The following is a 21115-nucleotide window of genomic DNA, read 5'->3' on the forward strand; positions in this document are numbered from 1 at the left end:
AGTGTATGAAAAATGAAAACATATTATGAACAAGATGCAAATTTAGAGGTATTAGCAGGGAAAACAGTGGCGGTAGTTGGTTATGGATCACAAGGTCATGCACAAGCACAAAATTTACGTGATTCCGGTGTTCGTGTTGTAGTTGGTGTTCGTCCTGGAAAATCTTTTAATGTAGCGAAAGCAGATGGTTTTGAAGTAATGTCCGTTTCAGAAGCGGTACGAACCGCAGATGTTGTGCAAGTGTTACTACCGGATGAACAGCAGGCGCATGTATATCGAAATGAAGTAGAAAAGAATCTTCGCGAAGGACAAATGTTACTTTTCTCACATGGATTTAATATTCACTTTGGACAAATCGAGCCGCCAAGTTACGTAGATGTAGCGATGGTTGCCCCAAAAAGTCCTGGACATCTTGTTCGTCGTGTATTCCAAGAAGGAAATGGGGTTCCAGCTTTAGTTGCGGTTCATCAAGATGCGACCGGAAATGCTTTTGATGTAGCTCTTGCATATGCAAAAGGGGTTGGCTGTACACGTGCAGGTGTAATTGAAACATCATTCCAAGAGGAAACAGAAACGGATTTATTTGGAGAACAGGCTGTACTGTGCGGCGGGGTAACTGCACTTGTAAAAGCGGGTTTTGAAACGTTAACAGAAGGTGGATACCGCCCAGAAATTGCGTATTTTGAATGTTTACACGAGCTGAAGTTAATCGTTGATTTAATGTACGAAGGCGGTTTAACGAATATGCGCCATTCTATTTCAGATACCGCAGAGTTTGGTGACTATGTAACAGGATCTAGAATTGTTACAGATGAAACGAAGAAAGAGATGAAACGAGTTCTTACGGAGATTCAACAAGGAGAATTTGCAAAGAAATGGATTTTAGAAAATCAAGCAGGGCGTAAGGCGTACAATGCGATGAAAAAGGCAGAGCAAAATCATCAGCTTGAAAAAGTAGGAGCAGAATTACGAGAGATGATGACTTGGATTCCGCAGCCAGAGGGAAAAGACTTAGTAAAAAAATAGTAGAAAATAGATAGAGGAAAATGAACAAGAAGGGACTTGAAAAGATGAGAAGTGACATGATTAAAAAGGGGTTTGACAAAGCACCACATCGAAGTTTATTAAAAGCAACTGGTTTAAAAGATGAGGATTTTGATAAGCCATTTGTAGCGATTTGTAATTCTTTTATTGAAATCATTCCAGGTCATAAACATTTAAATGAATTTGGTCGTCTTGTGAAAGAAGCTGTACGAGCGGCAGGAATGGTACCATTTGAGTTTAATACAATTGGGGTAGATGACGGGATCGCGATGGGACATATTGGTATGCGTTATTCGCTCCCAAGCCGCGAGATTATTGCCGATTCAGTTGAAACAGTAGTAAATGCACACTGGTTTGATGGGATGATTTGTATTCCGAACTGTGACAAAATTACACCGGGTATGATGATGGCAGCACTACGTGTTAACATTCCGACCGTATTTGTTTCCGGTGGCCCAATGGCTGCAGGGAAAACATCAAAAGGAGAAGTAGTCGACTTAAGTTCCGTTTTTGAAGGGGTAGGTGCTTATCAATCTGGGAGAATTTCAGAAGAAGAGTTAAAGGATATTGAAGATCATGGTTGTCCATCTTGTGGTTCCTGTTCAGGCATGTTTACCGCAAATTCAATGAATTGTTTATGCGAAGTATTAGGGCTTGCGCTTCCTGGGAATGGCAGTATTTTAGCAACAGACCCAAGGCGTGAGGAACTAATTAAACAGGCAGCTGAAAAATTAAAAGTATTAATTGAACGAGATATTAAACCGCGTGACATCGTGACAGAAGAAGCGATTGATGATGCATTTGCATTAGATATGGCGATGGGAGGATCAACCAATACGGTATTACATACGCTAGCAATCGCACAGGAAGCGGGGCTTGATTATGATATGAGCCGAATTGATGCAGTGTCAAGGCGCGTTCCACATTTATGCAAAGTAAGTCCGGCTTCTAATTGGCATATGGAAGATATTGATCGTGCGGGTGGTATTAGTGCTATTTTAAAAGAGTTAAGTAGAAAAGAGGGGGTCCTCCATCTCGACCGTATTACAGCTACTGGTCAAACACTAAGAGAAAACATTGCTCAAGCAAAAATTCAGGATAAAGAAGTCATTCACTCTCTTGAAAATCCTCATAGTAAAGAAGGAGGCCTTCGTATATTAAAAGGAAACCTTGCCAAAGATGGTGCTGTCATTAAAAGTGGTGCAACAGAGGTAAAACGATTTGAAGGACCATGTGTCATTTTTGGTTCCCAGGATGAGGCACTTGCAGGTATTATGCTTGGGAAAGTAAAAAAAGGAGATGTTGTTGTTATTCGTTATGAAGGACCAAGAGGTGGACCTGGTATGCCGGAAATGTTAGCGCCGACTTCAGCAATTGCAGGTATGGGATTAGGTGCAGATGTTGCACTGTTAACAGATGGCCGTTTTTCAGGTGCATCACGAGGTATTTCAGTAGGACATATTTCACCAGAAGCTGCTGCTGGTGGAGAAATTGCACTTCTCGAGCAAGGGGATATTGTATGTATTGATGTAGAGGAACGTTTACTTGAAGTGAGAGTTAGTGATGAAGAACTAGAAAAGCGCAGGAAAGAGTGGAAAAAACCAGAGCCAAAGGTGAAAACAGGATGGCTTGGACGCTACGCACAAATGGTAACATCAGCGAATACAGGTGCAGTGCTAAAAATGCAAAATTTTGATTGAATCTATATAAAAAGAGATAAGGAATGATACGAGATGGTGCAAAATGTAAGGGAGAGAGTGAAAATCGAAGATATCCTTGTGGCTCATAATCATATGAAGGATATCGTTAATAAAACACCGCTTCAGCGTGATTCGGTTTTGTCTGAGAAGTATGAATGTGATGTGTATGTAAAGCGAGAAGATTTACAAGTTATTCGTTCGTTTAAAATTCGTGGTGCTTACACTTTAATTCAAAGTTTATCGAAAGAACAATTACAAAATGGGGTTGTATGTGCGAGTGCTGGTAATCATGCGCAAGGGGTTGCTTATACGTGTAATTTATTGAAGATTCAGTCTAAGATTTTCATGCCAACCACAACACCGAAGCAGAAAGTATCACAAGTGCAGTTCTTTGGCGGCGATTTTGCGGAAATTGTATTAGTCGGTGATACATTTGATGGTTCTTTTCAGGAAGCACAGCACTATTGTGAGGAAAATAGCATGACGTTTGTTCATCCATTTGATGATCCATTTGTAATTGCAGGGCAAGGGACGGTCGCTGTTGAAATTTTACATGATATGGAGAAACCAGTTGATTATGTTTTCACAGCAATTGGCGGTGGTGGTTTAGCATCGGGGATTGGTACATATGTAAAAGGTGTGAGCCCTACGACAAAAGTAATCGGTGTAGAACCGAAGGGTGCAGCATCGATGAAGGAAGCTTTTTTACAAAATGAAAATGTGGCCCTAGAAAAAATCGATAGTTTCGTTGATGGGGCAGCGGTTAAAAAAGTAGGGAAATTAACTTTTGAAACTTGTAAAGAAGTGTTGGATGATATTGTACTAGTTCCTGAGGGGAAAATTTGTACAACAATTTTAGAATTGTACAAGAAAAATGCAATTGTTGCTGAGCCAGCTGGTGCTCTTTCAATTGCGGCACTCGATTTTTATAAGGACGAAATTAAAGGGAAAACTGTCGTTTGTACGTTAAGTGGTGGAAATAATGATATTGATAGAATGCAAGAAATGAAAGAACGCTCTCTCATTTACGAAGGATTAAAACATTACTTTATTATTGAATTTCCGCAGCGCTCAGGAGCATTGCGAGAATTTCTTGATAAAGGTTTAGGACCAGAGGATGACATCACTCGTTTTGAGTATATTAAAAAACATAATAAAGAAAATGGGCCTGCACTTGTTGGGGTGGAGCTAAAACATAAAGAAGATTATGAACCATTAATTACCCGTTTCCAAGAAAATAATATTCAATTTATGGAGCTAAATAAAAATCCTGTTTTGTTTGATCTGTTAATTTAATATACAAAAAGAAAGGAAGCTTTTTACGAAAAAGCTTCCTTTTTTCTAACTACGTTTGTTTTTAATTGTTCCAGTTTCATCAATTTCTATATCAGTTGAAACGGTTTGTAAATATTGTAATGCTTTTTTCTTTTCCTCAGGAGTGACTGGTGAAATTTGATCATTACGAATGATGTAAGGATTAAATGACATTTGTACGTCTTTTCCTTTAAAGGTAAGGGTTAATACACCTGTTTCAGCACTTTTTCCTTTTATGTAGTTAGGGAACAAGAAGTTTCCTAACGAATAAGCGACAGGAACCTTATTGTAGTATTCAAATCCTTGTAACCAATGTGGATGACTTCCAACAATCGCATCAGCACCAGCTTCGACTATTTTCGGTACATATTGTTTTTGATAGTCTACAGGTCTATTTGATTTTTCAACGCCCCAATGCATATAGACAATCAGATAATCGGCGTCTTTTTTTTGTTCTTTAATTGTTTTTGTTACTAGATTGATATCATATCCATTTGCAACACCTGGCTTATCTTTACCAGCTACCCAGGTAAAGTCAGGCATAAAACGAACAAAGGAAAGGAATTTGAACTTTTTTCCTTTTACTGTGATTTCCCTGGATGTGTATGCATCATCCGCATTTTTTCCAGCCCCAATATAAGGAAGTTTCAGTTTTTCTACGTGAGATATCGTATCCATAAGCCCATCTTGTCCATAGTCAAGCGTATGATTATTACCAATATTGACAATATCATATCCAGTATTTTTAATTGCTTGTAGAGTGGAAGGATCGCTTTTAATCCAAAATCGCTGGCCAGGAATTTTGTTCTCACGTGTTGTAAAGGCAGATTCTAAGTTTATAAAGGAAATATCAGCTTTTGTTATTTCATCTTTTACATGTTGAAATGGATAATCAGCACCGTTCTTTTGAATAGCCGGGCGTAATTGCCAATCAAACATTGTATCACCAGAGAAAGTAAGTGTAATTTCAGGATTTTCTTTTTTCTTTTTTTCAGTTGTCTTTGTTTTGTCTTTTTTATTTTCTACTCCAGCTGCATCTTTTGCTTTTGATGTAAAGGAGTTATTTATCAATAAAACAATCGGTGTAATAAGAATTACTATTAAAATAAATCGTTTAAATAAAGGTGTCATAGTTATCTTTCCTTTTTTCATTTTTATATAATGACTGACTTTTAGAAAATCTGCTGATAAGAGTTTCATATAATGTGTAAGAAAATGAGTAAGTGCTTAATAGTTTAGTTTATGTATGCTAGACATGATATGTAGGATGAAAGATACTTCTGTTAGATTATAGGCATGTATTGAGAGCTCCTCTCATGGTGTATGCAATATTACGGTAACATGAAACGATGAAAGAATACAATACATAACTCAATTTCACTTATAAAGTTTAGAAAATTCTGTTAAAATTCCTTGTATTTTGTTGTATGGTAGATATAAAAATTAAAAAAATAATGGTTGAAGAGGATGGAGAAGGCATAATGGTTATATTAGGAGCAGTAGTGAACGGAATTTGTATAATAATTGGTACTATATTAGGTAAACTATTAAGCAATATTCCAGAAAGCATGAAGGGGACAGTTATGCATACAATCGGTTTAGCTGTAACTGTACTTGGTCTTCAAATGGCACTGAAAAGTGAAGACTTTCTGGTTGTAATTATAAGTCTTGTCATTGGTGCAGTGATTGGAGAATGGTTGGAGTTAGAAGAGAAATTAAAGAGTTTAGGAGATTGGTTAGAAAAAAAGGTTGGCTCAAAAGGAGAAGGTAGTATATCCCTCGGATTTGTAACAGCTACACTAATCTTTGCTATCGGAGCAATGGGGATACTTGGAGCTTTAGATAGCGGTATTCGTGGAAATCATGATGTGCTATTTACAAAAGCAATTATTGATGGATTTATTTCTCTTATTTTAACGACAACGCTTGGAATAGGTGTACTATTTTCAGCAATACCAGTCATTTTATATGAGGGAGGTATTGCGATTTTTGCGACGCAAATTAATAGTTTTGTACCAGAAAGGCTAATGAATCAGTTTATTGTAGAGATGACTGCGACTGGTGGAATTATGATTTTCGCAATTGGACTCAATTTGCTTGGATTTATAAAGATTAAAGTGGCAAATTTATTGCCTGGAATATTTGTAGTTGGAATAATTGTGTCTATTATATATGGATATAATTTGTATGTTTAGTTAGGCTGAATAACCCAAAACTGTTTTGAAACAGTTTTGGGTTATTTGTATAAAAAAATTAATATGCTTTTTTCATAAAATGAACAAAGCCACCTATAAATAAAATCACAAAGCTCCCAATTACGACAAATACTAATGTTTGAAAAGAGATATAAAACAGTCCAGAGCCTTCCTTAGGAAGCATTGCGAGAAAAGGTTGGGACCATGGATAGATGGGACCAAACCTCGCAGAATTTGCAATTATCATAGCGGGTATGGAAGCTATAACATTTAAAGCAATCGGTGCTGCAAAGCTAGACCAGATGGTTGAAACCCATAATTGTAAGGCAATTAAAGGTAGAGTAGCAATCCAACCGCCTATAATACTTTTAATTGTAGGAATGAGAGGGAATGGACCAGATATATGTAAAAGTTGTCCAACACCAACATAGCTTATAATGAAGAGAATTTGCATTGTACCTACAAATAAGAGAACAAAGAAAAATTTTGTTATATAGGTATGATACCTTGCTATCGGTTGCACCAAAAGTTGTTTCCATCCCCCGTTTGAATGCTCATATCGGCAAATAAATGCAGTGAAAATGCCTGTTAATAATGGAAGAAGCAACATACCATGTACCATTATCATGATATTATAAATCAACTCCCAATGTTTATAATCGGAATAGTTTGAGGCATTTGCATAAGCTATTACTCCTGCTAAAATCGGGCTTAAAAATAGTAATGTCCATATTTTGGTTTTTTTAATTTTATAAAATTCAGCTTGTATGGTTTTAAGCCAAAGCATTATTTATGCACATCCCTTCTAATAAAATCTGCTGTTTCAATACATAACATACATATACCAACGATTAGGCCTATTGCTACACATAGAAGTGGAGACCCCCAGTCAATACGTAGGCTTGGCCATCTCCATATGAACCAATTGGGAAGAGCTACTGAAAACATTGTAAAAATAGTTCCTAAAAGTCCGATTGTAAATGCGATACTTTGGTTTTGAAATATGATAGCAATCCATAGTTGTAGCGCTACAATTGGCAGTGCCGACCAATAAGGATAGAAACTCATTTTAAATATAGAAAGCCATGGAATTGAAGCATCGAATTGTAATGATAAGCCCAATCCAACTATGCCAATCAATAATAAAGAACAAGATACAGTAAGCAGAAAAAATACCAGTATGAATTTTACTAGAAAAATATGTTGTTTATTAATAGGTAAGGATAAGAGATGCTTCCATGAACTAGAATGATGCTCTATGTGTGCAATTAAAGAAGTAACAATCGTAATTCCTAATATAAGAGTTGTGAGAGCAAGCGGTTGAGCTTCAGAAATGAGGCCGCTCCATAAGTCCTTCGCATATTTATTGGTCAAAAAATCATAACGAAGAAAAAAGTTACATGCTTGAAGAGAAATAACACCTATTGGTCCTAAAAAGATTAAAAACCAAATCCACTTCCTTTTTATTTTTAAAAGCTCAGATTGAAAGAGGCGTTTGTACATGTGTCTCTTCCTCCTTTATAAGCTGTAAGAATATCTCTTCGAGTGACTTTTTATTTTCTTCAATTCGGAATACAGAAATGTTATGTGTTACAAGTGTTTTTACAATTTCGCCAATAATTTCATTTGATACATTTGATAGAATAATTTGATTCTCCTCTTGCATAGAAGGAATCCCTTTAGCGAGAATGAGCTTCCAAGCTGCATTCGGTTTGTCTGTCATGAGTGTAATAGAATGCTGAGCATGCTGGCGCAATATCTCTATTTTATCTTGAAAAATAAGCTTTCCTTTTGCGATGATTCCAACATAAGTTGCCATTTGATCAATTTCACTTAATAAGTGACTAGAGATAAGGATGGTAATTCCTCTTTCTTTTGCCAGTTGTTTAATTAGCATACGAATTTCATGAATCCCTTCTGGATCAAGTCCATTTGTCGGCTCGTCTAAAATTAATAGCTGCGGATCACCAAGTAAGGCAATGGCAATTCCTAACCGTTGTTTCATTCCTAATGAATATTCTTTTACCTTTTGTTTGGCGGCATGTTGTAAACCGACAATTTGTAGCACTTCCTCAATTTTTTCTTTCGGAGCATTTCTTAAAATCCGGTAAACCTCTAAATTCTCAATGGCATTTAGGTGGGCATAATAAGATGGATTTTCAACGAGAGCTCCAATTTTAGATAATATGGATAAGCGTTCTTTAGCCAAATCCTGTTGAAATATCACGACCTTTCCTTGCGTTGGTTTAATAAGGCCTAATAACATGCGAATGCTAGTTGTTTTACCAGCTCCGTTAGGCCCAAGAAATCCATAAATCTCTCCTTTTGGAATTTTTAAATCTACGTTATGTACTACATAATCATTTCGATATCTTTTTGTTAACCCTGTCGTTTTCAAAATATAATTCATGTTCCTATCACCTCAAATCAAGTATAGGAAATAAAGGTTAATGATAATGTTAGAAGAGTTTAAGATTTGTTTAAATTTATACAGTATTCCCTAATTTTGGAGTGTACTAGTTTTCAAATCGTGTTGTATTCCTTATGATGGAAGAGAAAGGTTAAATTTATATATGAAGGTGAAAAAATGACACACATTTTATATGTTGAGGATGATCTCGAGATTGGGGAATGGGTCAAAAGAGAACTGCAAAAACAAGAGTATGAAGTTGCATGGTTTACTTCAGAGAATGGTACGAATGAAGTATGTGAAATAGCAGATGTTATTGTTTTAGATGTTATGTTGCCAGGTCTTGATGGTTTTACACTTGGTCAACGGTTTAAAAGGGAATATCCAGATACCCCTATTATTATGCTGACTGCAAGAACAACATTAGAAGATAAAATATATGGATTAACATTTGCTGATGATTATATAATAAAGCCATTCCACCCAAAAGAGTTAATGGCACGTATTGAAGTTTTATTAAGGCGGTACAACAAAGATGGAGCAGAAGTGCAACATGTGAAACATTTAAAAGTATTTATGAAAGAATACCGGATTGTTGATACAGACACGGGTGAAGAAATTGTTTTATCAGGAAAGCAGCATCAAATCTTTTTTTATTTGATGAAGAATATGAATCGTACATTAACGAAAGAACAAATTTTTGAGGCGGTATGGAATGAATCCTACATAGAAGGGGATAAATCATTGATGGTTCATATCCGTCATTTACGCGAAAAAATAGAGAGAAATCCAAGTAGTCCTCAAATAATAGAAACAATACGTGGAATAGGCTATCGGTGTAAAGTATGATAAAAAGTACATCACTGTTACGAAAATATCTATTTATCATATTTATAGCGATTATAATGTTACCTCTCATTGTCCCACTCAGTTCGTTTCTCTTCATTAAATATATCGAGTGGATAGAAGATTTTAATGTTGCGTATTCGAGTGTGCAAATAGAAGAGGAATGGAGAAATAAAGCGACAGATTTACACGAAAAAAATCCTGAAGGAATTGAGCGAACCTTTCGAGAGTTTCAAGAAAAATATCCAGAAGGATCAATGTTTTGGTTAGATAGTCAAGGGAAAACGAACCTTCAAATTCCTGAAAAACAAAATATTCCACAGGAGTGGAGTGCAAGTGATGCAGTTGCATTTATGAAAAGGAGTTTTGAAGGGGATCCATTTACAGTTGTATCTTATATTGGAAAAGAGAAGCAAGGGGCATTTATGGTATTTCAAATTCCGAGGAAATATGTAAAGGCACCAATTGCTCAAATACGTGAAAGATATGAAATTGTTTTTGAAATGGTTATTATTGGATGCTTTACGGTATTTATCATTTTCTCTATCATCTTTTTTCTTAAGATTAGAAAAAGATTATTAAAGCTACAAAAAGCAATGGAACTTCCGCAAGACCAGACACTTCCGTCAAAAATTTCTATATCAAAGCAAGACGAGATCGGCTTATTAGAAGAGTCGTTTAATCGTATGGTAGAGGCTTTACAGCAAAGTCGATTGAAGGAGGAGGAAGAGGAACAATTTCGTAGAAAATTAATTGCAGATCTTTCTCATGATTTACGGACACCATTAACGATAATGCGTGCACAAATAGATTCATTGAAAGAAGAAGTTATTTCGGTAAAAGGGTATCAAACAATGATGCTAATGGACGAAAAAATTAATTATGTGGCAGAATTAATTGAGAATTTATTATCTTATTCTTTAATAACGGCAAAGAAATATCCATATCATCCAGAACGAATGGATATGACACGTTTAATGAGAAAGCTTGTTGCATCATGGTATGACATATTAGATGAGAAAGGTTTTGAGGTTGACATTGTGATTCCAGAAAAGCATTTGTTTTGGAATATTGATGAAAATTGGTTTCAAAGAATTATAGATAATGTAATTCAAAATGTAGTTAGGCATGCAGATGATGGGAAATTTATAGGAGTATATGTAAACCATGAGGAAAAAACAATTACAGTTGTTGACCATGGACCAGGTTTTCAAAATACTCATTCGCCAAATAAAGGTGCGGGAATTGGATTATCCATTATTGCAGTTATGACGAAAGAGATGGATATTGAATGGGATATAGAATCTGATGATACGGGAGTTAAGTATATATTTAAAAAGTTGCTGTAAAAGGGAGAATACGTATGAGAGAATTCCAGTTCACAAAACGAGTAGATAGAATGTTTCAAATTGCAAGCAAAGAATCTAAATATAATGATTATATCATTCGTCCGTTAGATTTATTTATAGGAGCTTATAAAGAAGGAACAGGGGTTTGTAGTGAATTGCATATGTGTTTATTTCATTATATAGGGATAGATTTTGTAACGAAATTCGTACAATTACAACAAACGGACTCTCAAGATAAAAGATATATAGAAGTACAAGGATATAAAGTTTCTTATAAAACAATAGAAATATTACAATTAGCTAAGCGTAAGATGGAAAAGTTTAATCAAGTATATGTAAATGAAGGCCATGTTTTAAGCGCGATTCTTCAGCTAGATGAGGAGATTCAAAATGTAATAAGTGAAGGTGTGAAACAAAGTATTTTACAGATTGTATCAGTACCAAGAGATATGATTGTGAATTTGAAAAACGATGAAATATCAATGATGAATCACCAAATTTATAACATTAGAAGAGTAACTCAATCTGATTTAGAAGAGCTTCTCCAGTTTGTTAAGTATGAATTTGGTGAACGATGGATTGAAACGGTGAGTAAAGGTTTTCAAGAATATAAAGAACCACCAATTTATATTGCAAAGCAAAATGAAAAAATTATCGGTTTTGCTTGTTATGATATTGTAAGAGGAAGAAAAGGACTGTTTGGACCAATGGGAACAGCTAAACATAATCGTGTAAAAGGTGTGGGGAAAGAATTATTACATCAATGCTTGTCTGACATGAAGCAAATTGGTTATGAATATGCAATTATTGGTCAAGCAGGTCCGCTTGAATTTTATGAAAAGAGCTGTCGTGCACAAGTAATACCTAAACATAGGGGAGAAAATTGAAAATGCGGAGTTTTAATGCTGAAGTAATTTTTGTTCTACTGAGCCTTCGCAAGCTTCATTTAGGCAAGAATAACAATCAAATGTTGGAAATGATTTACTTTTATCTTCTTGAAGAATCATTTCCAACCTTAGTATTCAATTATTTTTCTCCCCTTCAATGAGGTGAACAATTACTTCTGAAATATTCCAGGTTCCATCGATGTCATTACATTATATCCACTCATCCGATAGACCAGATAAAAAAATACTCCAATGTATGTGGTGCTCGTTCCAGTATTTTAATAGATTCTTTTAAATTAAAATGTATATCACCACTTCTCCTTGACATTGTATTTTATCATTTTGTCAATTCGTTACATAACGGTCTTCTATAAACTTTATTTTCAACTTGAAAAATGTGGTATTGATTCAATTCTTTAACAGATAGAGAATAATGATTTTGAAGTAAAATATTTTGGAAATATTATATTTTCGGAATAAAATATTTCATTTGATAAAATATAAAACGCTATTGTGCCAATGGTTTTTAATTGGGAAATAAATGGTAGAACGGAAGAAGTAATAGGCATTAGAAAGCGTTTTCTCAACCTCTGAAAATTCTGAATATGTGGAATTGAGTTGAAGTTAGTGAAGAATGATTGTTAATATATCCTTGTATTACCAATATGTTGAAAAGGGGGTCTTCAAATGAAACTAACTGTGAAAATTAAAAAAGCTACGCAACGAGAGAATCAATGTGTTTGTTTATTATTATGCTAGTTTTAAAAAGAAGAAGGTGTGAAAACACCTTCTTTTTCAATGAAATGGAGAGAAGAATATGAGATTGAAAACAAGTTTAAATTTTAGGGGATATCCTAACAAAAATGAAGTTGTTTATTATGATGGGGAAGAGCGTATTATTGAAGTAAATGAGTTCCAAAAACTATGGTCATTATTAAAAATTTTAGAGAATCCTGTAGGGGATGTTCGTGAAGAAATATATGCATGGAAGAACATGAATGGAATAGATGATGAAGAATTACAAAGTATTATTCAGTTTATAAATGAGAATCAACTTCTATATGAAAAGCGTTGTGATGGAGATAAAGAAGAACAGTTATTTAATCTTAGAAATTTTAACTATTTCAGTACCCATGATCACACTAAACATGCAGATACAATTGTTCATAAGATGAAGAAGATAAGGGCTGTTGTTATCGGAGTTGGTACGATTGGAGCAACATTGTGCATGACGCTATCGAAACTTGGTGTTGGTGAGATTATTGTAATTGATTTTGATACGGTTCATCCTAAAAATATTAGAGCACAAACGATATTTCAAACAGACGATATTAAAAAGAAAAAAATCCATGTTATCCAAGAGAGAGTGGGTAAAATGGATCCTTATGTAAAAGTTCAAGTGTTTGATAAGAAAATAGAAACAATTAATGATTTATTACAATTAAAATTAAATGAGATAAGTTATATTTTTGGATGTTTTGATGAATCTTCGTTACAACTACATAAAGACATCATGAATTATTGTGATGAAGAGAAAATTAAGTATTTTCTAATGGGATACCATAATGATTTTGTAAAAGTATTGCATGTAAGTAATAGCAATGATAGTGCTTTAATACTTGAGGATAGTTTTCAAAATTACGATACAGAATATGTGATTCGAGAAAATAGAGGAACCATTATTCAAGGTTTAGCTGTTTCGCTTATTATTAGTCGAATTATATTTGCTGATATAGCCAATGATGAGCATACAATGAAAAGCGCGTATAGTTTCGATTTTATAAACTTCCGTACTTCAGCCGATGACGAGTTCATTCCCCGCAATCCATTTATTCAATCGCTGCAAACAATTATGCCTCTACAACAAGAAAAAATGAAGCGTAAGATAGATGAAATTTCTAACATAACTTATGCTGAAGGAGCTATACTTCCGAAAGTAATTGAAATTGATATTTTATCTATGCATCAAGCTTTCGACATTTTACTTCATATGAATCAATTGTCTATTTTGGAACTCGAGGATAGGTATCATGATTTTGTTAGACTTCTACATGATTTAGAAGAACAGGAGGGAAATACAACAGAGTATGAGCGGTACTTACAAATCATTCGAGACCTTAAAATTGTCTATCAAGGTGAGACATATGCTATATCTGAAATTTTCGGGATGATGCGTGACTTAAAGAATTATGAGGAAAAGAAAGAATTGCAGAGAAGAGTTTACGAGTTATTGCAAAGCAAAGGAAATGAAATTCTTCAGTTTTTTACAAAGAGTAAGCAAGCATATTTATCTATGGAAACACCTGAATATTATCTGGAAGTATTTGGAGTGAAGAAAGAGACGTTACATATATTTGAGGAGAAATTACAGGAGAATTTCCATGCTCTTATTACGAAAAGTTTATCGCTCATATTTCCAAATCCAAAAGGAGAAATTCATGCTGATTTTTTAGCTTATAATGAAGAAGAACGAAGTGTCATTTCTATTGATGAAGCAAAAGAAATAATACTCAGCAGTTTAGAACAAATCGGACAAGAGCGCTGGATTAATCATATTGAAAAAATGTTTCAATATGATTTTGTACAAGTGTACAATGAAATTGAAGTGAATAAAACATACTACTTTCCAAATATAAAAGAAAGTAGAATTTTGTTTAATTATCATGAAGATGTAGATAGTTTATTTATATTATGTCATGAGTTAGGACATGCGTATTTTAATCAAAGTTATGGACATACATTTTTTGACGATAGCACTCAATTACTAAATGAAATTTTGGCATACTACTTTGAAATCACTTGTATTCAAGCTATTTTACGTAATAAGGATATAAGTTTAGAATTAAAGCAAGAAATTGCAAGTCAGTATGTAAAAAGAATACACCAAGTTGTTTTATCTACATATGGGGTTCATCTATTTGAAACGAGTTTAATACAATATGTGCAGAATCATGGAGAGATTTGTATAACAGACTTTTTGAGAATTCGAGAAGAGTATGATCAGCATCCATTTTTTGAAGATATACAATTTAAAAATGAAACATACTCCTATTTAAATCCACTTTTGAAGACTTCATTTATTTTTGAATTTGGAGATCACGTTTTACCTCCAATTGCTTATTTATTGGCAATCGGCTTATGTTGCGAACAAGTGATATCAAGGATTCCGAAAGATATTCAAATGCAAGAGGCTTTATTAAATAGGACGTATCGTACGGAGGAGTTTTTAGTTTCTATGTCAAATGGGATATCTTATGGTGAATTTATGGAGCAAGCGATTCATAAATTGCTACAAATTTTGAATAAACTCGAATCGTTCATGATAGAAGATACAGTACATTCTAGTTAAAAATAAAAATTGCTAATAAAGGTATATCCCTCTATTAGCAATTTTTATTTTTCTTAAATTTCCTTTAAATGAATGATGTTTGAGCTTTGAATCATATTACTAAACTTTTTTAACGGAAGGGTGTAGAATGGGTATCTAAGAAAGAAGGTGTAAAAATGGCCAGCTGGAAAAGAAATTTAATGATTTGTTGGCTCGGTTGTTTTACTACGGCAGCAGGTATGAGCTTAGTGATACCATTCTTATCCTTTTATATTGAGGATCTAGGCGTAACGGGTACATCCGAAATTGCACAGTGGTCGGGAATTGCATTCGGTGTAACTTTTTTAATGGGCGCGATTGTATCGCCAATATGGGGGAAACTCGGTGATATACATGGACGGAAATTGATGCTTATTCGTGCAAGCCTTGGGATGGCGATTATTATGACACTCATGGGTTTTGTCACAAATGTGTATCAATTAGTTGCACTCCGTTTTTTAATGGGAGCTGTATCTGGTTTTCTCTCCACTGCAATGACATTCGTTGCAGCAGAAACACCGAAAGAACATTCAGGTTGGGCGATTTCTACTATATCAACTGGCGGTGTAAGTGGTTCATTACTTGGACCAATGCTTGGTGGGTATTTGTCTGAATTAATCGGAATGCGCCACGTATTTTTTATAACGGGTGCTTTTTTATTTCTTTCATTTTTAATTGTTTTTTTCTTCTTACATGAATCGAATCATTCTGTTCAAGCGAAAAAAGAGCAACCAAAAAAAGTATGGACGATGGTTCCGGCAAAACACTTTATTATCAGTTTATTTGTAGCAACTTTTATGATTCAACTTGCAAATATGTCAATACAACCTATTATTACGTTGTATGTGAAACATTTAGCGGGTCCTCATACAGCTCATATTGAAATAATTGCGGGGGCAGTGATGTCTGCGACAGGTTTAGCTGTGATTTTAGCAGCTCCTAAACTAGGAAGATTATCGGATCATATTGGTCCTCAAAAAACTTTAATTGTAGCATTGTTTGTTGCAGGAATTATCTTTATCCCTCAAGCATTTGTGACAGCTGCTTGGCAATTATTAATACTGCGTTTTCTATTAGGGATTGCACAAGCTGGATTGTTACCTTCCGTACAAACTCTACTAAAACAACATACACCACATCATGTAACTGGACGTATCTTTGGTTATAATCAATCCTTTCAGTTTTTAGGGAATATGATTGGACCAGTACTCGGTGGACAAATTGCTGCACATGCTGGATTTCAATATGTATTTTTCTCTACAGCATCGCTTTTATTCATGGCCTGCATTTGGGTATATTTCAATAGTAAAAGCGCCGAGATATCAGAAAAAGAGCATTTGAAAGTTAGTTAATGAGGTGAATTATATAGAGCGTTAATGCTGGATAAACCAAAAAGGATGAAGCGAGTGGTGCTTCATCCTTTTTGGTTGAAATCAATTAAAATTGAAAGCAAAGATAACTTAATGTTCCAAGTTCATAGCTACGATGAATGACTTTTCCGTCAGTATTACCACTTCCCATAGCGATGAAAAGAGGGACAAAATGCTCTGCTCTTGGAACGGCTAAATGTGCGTGAGGAGCAGCACTTTCCCAGTTAAACAATGCATCTTTATCGTTATTTTGCATATGATTTATAATCCAGTCATCGAATTCGACAGCCCATTGTTCAGGCGTTGTTTGATCCCATTTAAGCGCGCGTAAATTATGCACAGTAACACCGCTGCCGATTACTAAAATATCCTCTCGTCCAAGTCCTTGAATCGCCTGTCCAATTTCATATTGCTCTTTTGCGGGAAGGAAAGGATGTACTGAAATTTGAACGACAGGTATATCAGCTTTTGGATACATACGATGCAGTAGTGTCCATGAACCGTGATCTAATCCTCGAGTTGTATCTTTGCGAACTGGAATCCCTTTATTCTTAAATTTTGTTTCTAGCATTGTTGCAATGGTTGAAGAACCTTTTGCTTTATATTTTATTTCATATAATTCGGGAGGGAACCCGCCAAAATCATAAATTGTTTCATATTCATCATCTGAAGATGAAATGGTTAATACTTCACTTTCCCAGTGTGCTGTAAAAATAACAATTGCTTTTGGTTTATATGTTTCTCCAAGTGTTTTTAAAAAACGTGTATAATCTGTATCTTGAATAGCAAGCATTGGTGAGCCGTGTGCTAAAAATAATGATGGCATCATAAGTGAAACCTCCTAAAATATATAAATTACTTTATGTAAGTAACTATATAATTTTATTTTATTTTCGTCAAGAGAATCATTTGATAAATAAAAAATACAGTGTTTGTCATAATGGAAACAATTGCATATAATACATAGTAAGAATAATGAATGCTCATTCATTTTATAAAGGTATACATAATGGATTTGGAGGGTGTCAAAATGGACATACAGGAAAGCTTTGTTACGGCATTGGATGGATCGGAAATTTATTTACGTAAGTGGCTGCCGGAAAATGAACCACGTGGAATTGTACAGATTGCACATGGTATGACGGAACATGCTGGTGTCTATACAGAATGCATTGATGCCTTATTGAAAGCTGGTTATGGTGTGATGGCTCATGATCATCGGGGACATGGAAAAACAGCAAAACAAGAAGAGGATTATGGTCATTTTGAACCTAATGTTGGCTGGAATCAGGCTGTTTCTGACGTAGTCTTTGTATCGGAACTGATTCGTAATGAACATACTTGTCCGCTCTTTTTATTAGGGCACAGTATGGGTTCTTTTTTATCAAGGCGTGCTGTGCAACTGCGCGGTGAACTATATGATGGATTCCTCATTTCTGGAACAGGCGGAAATCCTGGATTTTTAGGTGTAATAGGTCATCAAGTAGCAACGATTGAAATGAAGCTTCGCGGTGCAAAAACAAAAAGTCCAATGTTGAACTTTTTATCATTTGGGAATTTTAATTCGAACTTTAAACCGAATCGGACAAAGTTTGATTGGCTTTCTTCAGATACAAATCAAGTTGATAGATACATAGAAGATCCATTATGTGGTTTTATTTGTTCAACGAGTTTTTACCGTGAATTATTTAATGGTGTGCTTGAAGTGAATAAACTAGAGGAATATAAAAAAACGCCTAAAGACCTTCCGATACATATTTTTTCTGGAGATCGTGATCCAGTTGGAGATATGGGTAAAGGTGTAAGAGAAGTATACGAGATGTATAAAAAATGTGGTGTAAAAGATGTAACACTTCGTCTATATGAAAATGGAAGGCATGAAATGTTCCATGAAGTGAATAGAGATGAAGTATTCCAAGATTTGATTTCTTGGTTAGATGAACATATTATATAAAAAGAAACCTCACTTTTGCCGAAGTGGGTTTTCTTTTTGGAAATTTGGAGGGAAAGCATGAGTGAATTTGTAAATAAAGAGTATATAGAAATAGATTTTCGTGATGTTGTCGCTTTTAAATAAGGTCACGGTGTTTATAAAAAAGACGCGAAGTTTGAATAAAGTCGCGACGTTTATAAAAACACCCCTTTGGATCTGTTTATCTAAAGTGGTGTTTTTATAGTGAAAAGTGAAAAGAAGATCTGAACTGAAAGGCGGATTAAGGAACCGTTGAGTAGCGATAAAGTTACTCCGCTAAAGGGCCAGATTGTTGAAGATGAACTGGGAATAAAAATCAAAATACACAGTTAAGGAAACAATATTTAAGGTCAAAGTAACAGATGATCCTGGAAGAAATTTTGAGATGATTAAAAGGTATTTACAATAAATCAGCTTTGCATGAAATTTTCATTTTTAAGGAAGTGGATGGATGGATTTATTAACTTTTACTGAGGAATTTTTTAATTATGTAAGGAAGTTTTTACTTTTAAGATTTACACTATTTGCTTTGGTTCTCATGACCTTTTCCTTTGTCATAAACCGTATTATTGATTGGTTCTTTAGGAAGTCAAGTTTTTTTGATGAAGAAGTAGAACAGACGATTCAAAGTGTAATTCGATCAATTTTTAGGTATGGAATTATGATTAGCCTTGTTATTTATCTAATTAGTCAATTTGTAGATATAAAAGGTATTCTTGCAGGTGCAGGGATTGCCGGAGTTGTCGTCGGTTTTGCTGCACAACAGATGCTAAAAGATGTTATATTAGGGTTCGCAAGATTAACGGACAAAGAGTTTCGTGTCGGCGATTTTGTTACTTTTAACGGAACAAGTTCAGGTACCATTGAGGAAATCAGTATTCGCTTTATGCAAATTCGTGAATGGTCGGGAAAACTCCTTACCATCCCACATGGAGAGATTAGAACGATACAAAATTTTAATAAAGGCCGGATGCGGGTTATTGAACGGATTACGGTAAGTTATCAGGAAGATCCTACAAGAATAAAGGAATTGTTAGAAAAAGTAAGTGTTATCTGCAATGAAAAATTGGATCAAAGCCTATATAGGATAGAGGACGAGGCTGTTGAACCATTTCAATATATTGGTATTACAGACTTAAATCCAAACCTTAAATATGTTGGATACGAATTTTGTATTATAGGCTTGGTTAAACCTGAAGAGTATTTTGAAACTTCCAGGCAAGTAAGGTTTGAACTAATGTCTATATTCCATAAGAATCAAGTACAAATGCCAACAGCGAACATGTTCGTTCATACTGAAAAATTACAGGAGATTCCTGGAGAGCAGCTTTCACCAAGCAGGTAAAGAAAACTAGCTGATTGGAGATCCTAGGTCAGTTCATGAGGCGCGATTGCAAATTATATTTAGAATTTGGGTTTGTAGACCGGCAGATTTCGATGAGCTTAAGGGTTTAAACAATACCTCCTAAAAAAGTAACTTCTGCACTCGGGCGCAATTCTGTAGCAAGAATTGTGCTCATTCTTTATGTATTGGGCTACATTCTTGTATAACTAATTGTGGAAATAATGGAAATTTGAGATAATTGTTATTAAGTTAAAGAGCAGGTTAGTTTAATAACATCAGTAACTTTATTCAGAAATAAGTGCTGCAAATAATGAAAATATAAAAAACTTGGCGGGAGAAACAATATCTAAATGATTAAAGGGAGGAAGAATTATGTCCAATAACGTAAGACCAAGAAGAATAATTTTAGATTTAGCAGTTACTTTAGATGGTTTTATTGAAGGGAAAAATGGGGAAGTTGATTGGTGTATCATGGACTCTGAGATGGGGTTTATTAATTTCTTAAATCAAATTGATACTATTTTATATGGAAGAAAAAGCTACGATTTATGGGGACAATTTACTCCAGAAATTGAAGATACTGATACTGAAAAAGAAATTTGGGAATTAATTCATAGTAAAGAAAAATATGTGTTTTCCAGAACGCAAAAAGGGACCGATAATAAAGTAATATTCATAAATGATAATATTCTTGAAGAAGTAAATAAATTAAAGAATAAGCCTGGTAAAGACATCTGGCTATATGGTGGAGCAAGTCTTATTACAACTTTTATCAATTTAGGGCTTGTTGATGAATTTAGATTATCTGTTCACCCTGTTATTTTGGGAGAAGGAAAACCGTTGTTTATTGATATAAAACAGAGATTGAATTTAAAAATGGTTAATACAAGAACGTTCTCCTCTGGCGTTGTGCAACTAATCTATCATTTGAATGGGAATTAATAATATTGCACATTCCAAAGATAAAATACAATAAATATCATTAGGAAATACTCGATAGTAATTGTCACTTCTTCAATAATCGGGCCATTTAATTGAATAAGACTACCAAACAAAATTAGATATTTATGTTAATTTTTTGTGTGGAATTGTAAAGAAATGTACTCAGGGAAGAAGGGGTTTTTTCCCTTATAAAGAATTTATCGTAAAATGCCTTTTTTAATGGAGTGATGAAGGTTTTTAAAGAAGTTAAGTTGACCGATATTACAAAGGTTCAGATATGTTTAATTCTCGTTTATGGTTTTATTCAATCATATAAGGGACGGTTTATTTATGTATTTGAATTAATTGAAATTATTAAACTCAACTTTAGCCTA

At 34.4% G+C, this 21115-nt stretch carries 17 protein-coding genes; 12 read left to right on the forward strand and 5 right to left on the reverse strand.

Annotated elements, in window-relative coordinates; translation table 11 throughout:
* Positions 1 to 12 precede the first annotated feature (12 nt).
* From J4P91_RS03005 to ilvA, 3 genes are read left to right on the forward strand one after another with little or no spacing between them, the layout of a single operon-like run.
* Positions 13 to 1026: a ketol-acid reductoisomerase gene (locus J4P91_RS03005; RefSeq protein ID WP_207992892.1), complete on the forward strand. Its 1014-nt coding sequence runs from the start codon at positions 13 to 15 to the stop codon at positions 1024 to 1026.
* A gap of 44 nt (positions 1027 to 1070) precedes the next feature.
* On the forward strand, positions 1071 to 2744 hold the full coding sequence (gene ilvD, locus J4P91_RS03010; protein WP_207992893.1) for a dihydroxy-acid dehydratase: 1674 nt from the start codon (positions 1071 to 1073) through the stop codon (positions 2742 to 2744).
* A 33-nt stretch (positions 2745 to 2777) separates the two neighbouring features.
* The gene (gene ilvA, locus J4P91_RS03015) at positions 2778 to 4040 is read left to right on the forward strand and encodes a threonine ammonia-lyase IlvA (protein WP_207992894.1); all 1263 of its coding nucleotides are present in this window, start codon (positions 2778 to 2780) and stop codon (positions 4038 to 4040) included.
* Positions 4041 to 4085: 45 nt separating this feature from the next.
* Here the strand turns inward: ilvA and J4P91_RS03020 are convergent, their stop codons facing one another.
* Positions 4086 to 5189 (reverse strand): CapA family protein, encoded by a 1104-nt coding sequence (locus J4P91_RS03020; protein WP_207992895.1) that lies wholly within the window; start codon positions 5187 to 5189, stop codon positions 4086 to 4088.
* Between the two features lie 350 nt (positions 5190 to 5539).
* Here J4P91_RS03020 and J4P91_RS03025 point away from each other — a divergent pair, with 350 nt between their 5' ends.
* Positions 5540 to 6253 carry a DUF554 domain-containing protein gene (locus J4P91_RS03025; RefSeq protein WP_207992896.1) on the forward strand — a complete coding sequence of 238 codons (714 nt, stop codon included), beginning with the start codon at positions 5540 to 5542 and terminating at the stop codon, positions 6251 to 6253.
* Positions 6254 to 6311: 58 nt separating this feature from the next.
* Here the strand turns inward: J4P91_RS03025 and J4P91_RS03030 are convergent, their stop codons facing one another.
* From J4P91_RS03030 to J4P91_RS03040, 3 genes are read right to left on the reverse strand one after another with little or no spacing between them, the layout of a single operon-like run.
* The gene (locus tag J4P91_RS03030; RefSeq protein WP_207992897.1) at positions 6312 to 7040 is read right to left on the reverse strand and encodes an ABC transporter permease; all 729 of its coding nucleotides are present in this window, start codon (positions 7038 to 7040) and stop codon (positions 6312 to 6314) included.
* Complete coding sequence (locus J4P91_RS03035; protein WP_207992898.1) at positions 7040 to 7756, reverse strand: ABC transporter permease; 717 nt, start codon at positions 7754 to 7756, stop codon at positions 7040 to 7042. The genes J4P91_RS03030 and J4P91_RS03035 overlap by 1 nt, the downstream gene beginning before the upstream one ends.
* Entirely contained in the window at positions 7731 to 8663 is a 933-nt protein-coding gene (locus J4P91_RS03040; protein WP_207992899.1) for an ABC transporter ATP-binding protein, read from the reverse strand. The genes J4P91_RS03035 and J4P91_RS03040 overlap by 26 nt, the downstream gene beginning before the upstream one ends.
* A 177-nt stretch (positions 8664 to 8840) precedes the next feature.
* Between J4P91_RS03040 and J4P91_RS03045 the strand changes: the two genes are divergently transcribed.
* The 5 genes from J4P91_RS03045 (at position 8841) to J4P91_RS03065 (ending at position 16464) form a co-directional block, all read left to right on the forward strand.
* Positions 8841 to 9512 carry a response regulator transcription factor gene (locus J4P91_RS03045; protein WP_207992900.1) on the forward strand — a complete coding sequence of 224 codons (672 nt, stop codon included), beginning with the start codon at positions 8841 to 8843 and terminating at the stop codon, positions 9510 to 9512.
* Entirely contained in the window at positions 9509 to 10858 is a 1350-nt protein-coding gene (locus J4P91_RS03050) for a sensor histidine kinase (protein WP_243763675.1), read from the forward strand. The genes J4P91_RS03045 and J4P91_RS03050 overlap by 4 nt, the downstream gene beginning before the upstream one ends.
* Before the next feature lie 14 nt (positions 10859 to 10872).
* Positions 10873 to 11745: a GNAT family N-acetyltransferase gene (locus tag J4P91_RS03055; protein WP_207992901.1), complete on the forward strand. Its 873-nt coding sequence runs from the start codon at positions 10873 to 10875 to the stop codon at positions 11743 to 11745.
* Positions 11746 to 12562: 817 nt separating this feature from the next.
* On the forward strand, positions 12563 to 15094 hold the full coding sequence (locus tag J4P91_RS03060; RefSeq protein WP_207992902.1) for a ThiF family adenylyltransferase: 2532 nt from the start codon (positions 12563 to 12565) through the stop codon (positions 15092 to 15094).
* Between the two features lie 155 nt (positions 15095 to 15249).
* Complete coding sequence (locus J4P91_RS03065; protein ID WP_207992903.1) at positions 15250 to 16464, forward strand: multidrug efflux MFS transporter; 1215 nt, start codon at positions 15250 to 15252, stop codon at positions 16462 to 16464.
* Between the two features lie 85 nt (positions 16465 to 16549).
* Here J4P91_RS03065 and J4P91_RS03070 read toward each other — a convergent pair whose 3' ends face one another.
* Positions 16550 to 17311 carry a DODA-type extradiol aromatic ring-opening family dioxygenase gene (locus J4P91_RS03070; RefSeq protein ID WP_207992904.1) on the reverse strand — a complete coding sequence of 254 codons (762 nt, stop codon included), beginning with the start codon at positions 17309 to 17311 and terminating at the stop codon, positions 16550 to 16552.
* Between the two features lie 201 nt (positions 17312 to 17512).
* Between J4P91_RS03070 and J4P91_RS03075 the strand changes: the two genes are divergently transcribed.
* The 3 genes from J4P91_RS03075 (at position 17513) to J4P91_RS03085 (ending at position 20741) form a co-directional block, all read left to right on the forward strand.
* A complete protein-coding gene (locus J4P91_RS03075; RefSeq protein ID WP_207992905.1) occupies positions 17513 to 18436 on the forward strand; it encodes an alpha/beta hydrolase in 924 nt (307 codons plus the stop codon).
* Positions 18437 to 18905: 469 nt separating this feature from the next.
* Positions 18906 to 19799, forward strand: a complete 894-nt coding sequence (locus tag J4P91_RS03080) for a mechanosensitive ion channel family protein (protein ID WP_207992906.1) — start codon at positions 18906 to 18908, stop codon at positions 19797 to 19799.
* 372 nt (positions 19800 to 20171) lie between these two features.
* Positions 20172 to 20741, forward strand: coding sequence for a dihydrofolate reductase family protein (locus tag J4P91_RS03085; RefSeq protein WP_207992907.1), 570 nt, complete (start codon positions 20172 to 20174; stop codon positions 20739 to 20741).
* Positions 20742 to 21115: the final 374 nt, after the last annotated feature.

Origin of the sequence: Bacillus sp. XF8, from assembly GCF_017498755.1 — a bacterium.
GTDB classification, from domain to species: Bacteria; Bacillota; Bacilli; order Bacillales; family Bacillaceae_G; genus Bacillus_A; species Bacillus_A bingmayongensis.

Coding starts and splice junctions, on each gene's coding strand:
- J4P91_RS03045 (WP_207992900.1), top strand. CDS start 8,841: ATGACACACATTTTATATGTTGAGGATGATCTCGAGATTGGGGAATGG.
- J4P91_RS03030 (WP_207992897.1), bottom strand. CDS start 7,040: ATGCTTTGGCTTAAAACCATACAAGCTGAATTTTATAAAATTAAAAAA.
- J4P91_RS03060 (WP_207992902.1), top strand. CDS start 12,563: ATGAGATTGAAAACAAGTTTAAATTTTAGGGGATATCCTAACAAAAAT.
- J4P91_RS03075 (WP_207992905.1), top strand. CDS start 17,513: ATGGACATACAGGAAAGCTTTGTTACGGCATTGGATGGATCGGAAATT.
- J4P91_RS03065 (WP_207992903.1), top strand. CDS start 15,250: ATGGCCAGCTGGAAAAGAAATTTAATGATTTGTTGGCTCGGTTGTTTT.
- ilvD (WP_207992893.1), top strand. CDS start 1,071: ATGAGAAGTGACATGATTAAAAAGGGGTTTGACAAAGCACCACATCGA.
- J4P91_RS03020 (WP_207992895.1), bottom strand. CDS start 5,189: ATGACACCTTTATTTAAACGATTTATTTTAATAGTAATTCTTATTACA.
- J4P91_RS03085 (WP_207992907.1), top strand. CDS start 20,172: ATGTCCAATAACGTAAGACCAAGAAGAATAATTTTAGATTTAGCAGTT.
- J4P91_RS03050 (WP_243763675.1), top strand. CDS start 9,509: ATGATAAAAAGTACATCACTGTTACGAAAATATCTATTTATCATATTT.
- J4P91_RS03040 (WP_207992899.1), bottom strand. CDS start 8,663: ATGAATTATATTTTGAAAACGACAGGGTTAACAAAAAGATATCGAAAT.
- J4P91_RS03055 (WP_207992901.1), top strand. CDS start 10,873: ATGAGAGAATTCCAGTTCACAAAACGAGTAGATAGAATGTTTCAAATT.
- ilvA (WP_207992894.1), top strand. CDS start 2,778: ATGGTGCAAAATGTAAGGGAGAGAGTGAAAATCGAAGATATCCTTGTG.
- J4P91_RS03005 (WP_207992892.1), top strand. CDS start 13: ATGAAAACATATTATGAACAAGATGCAAATTTAGAGGTATTAGCAGGG.
- J4P91_RS03080 (WP_207992906.1), top strand. CDS start 18,906: ATGGATTTATTAACTTTTACTGAGGAATTTTTTAATTATGTAAGGAAG.
- J4P91_RS03025 (WP_207992896.1), top strand. CDS start 5,540: ATGGTTATATTAGGAGCAGTAGTGAACGGAATTTGTATAATAATTGGT.
- J4P91_RS03035 (WP_207992898.1), bottom strand. CDS start 7,756: ATGTACAAACGCCTCTTTCAATCTGAGCTTTTAAAAATAAAAAGGAAG.
- J4P91_RS03070 (WP_207992904.1), bottom strand. CDS start 17,311: ATGATGCCATCATTATTTTTAGCACACGGCTCACCAATGCTTGCTATT.